Origin of the sequence: Bartonella sp. AA74HLJMH, from assembly GCF_042197045.1 — a bacterium.
GTDB lineage: Bacteria > Pseudomonadota > Alphaproteobacteria > Rhizobiales > Rhizobiaceae > Bartonella.
Genome location: NZ_JBHIRJ010000163.1, coordinates 1 through 555, shown reverse-complemented (window position 1 = coordinate 555; position 555 = coordinate 1). Strand labels below are relative to the sequence as shown.

1 pseudogene is annotated in these 555 nt (G+C 47.2%); it reads left to right on the top strand.

From position 1 onward, the window contains the following. Positions 1–555: pseudogene (locus ACFINH_RS10355) on the top strand (hypothetical protein); the annotation flags it as partial.

Genomic DNA, 555 nt, shown 5'->3' with positions numbered 1-555 from the left:
GCCAAACAGACAGCTGGTTATGCTAACCATGAGGCGGCACAAGCGCGCAGTGAGGTAGAAAAGGCAAAAAGTACAGCGAATGCAGCGTGGAATAAAGCCCACAAAGCGAATGAAACAGCAGATAGTGCTAAGCTTACAGCAAGTTTAGCAGAAACGGCAGGCGAAGAAGCCAAGAAAATAGCGGAGAAAGCCAATAACTACGCGTATGAAGCAAAAGATGAAGCCGAAAAAGCCAAGGAAATAGCCAATAGTGCAAAATATGCAGCAGGAGAGGCGAAAAAGGCAGCTGAAACAGCGGGTAAGAAAGCCGCGTCTTTAGAAGCAGCCGCAGAAGAAGCACAAAAAATAGCACAGGAAGCCAAACAGACAGCAGGTTATGCCAACCATGATGCTGGGCAAGCTCGTAGTGAGGCGGAAAAGGCAAAAAGCACAGCAAATGAAGCGTGGAGTAAAGCTTACGACGCGAATGAAGCAGCCAATAACGCTAAGACTATAGCAAGATTAGCAGAAATGGCAGGTGAAGAAGCCAAGAAAATAGCAGAGAAAGCCGATGAC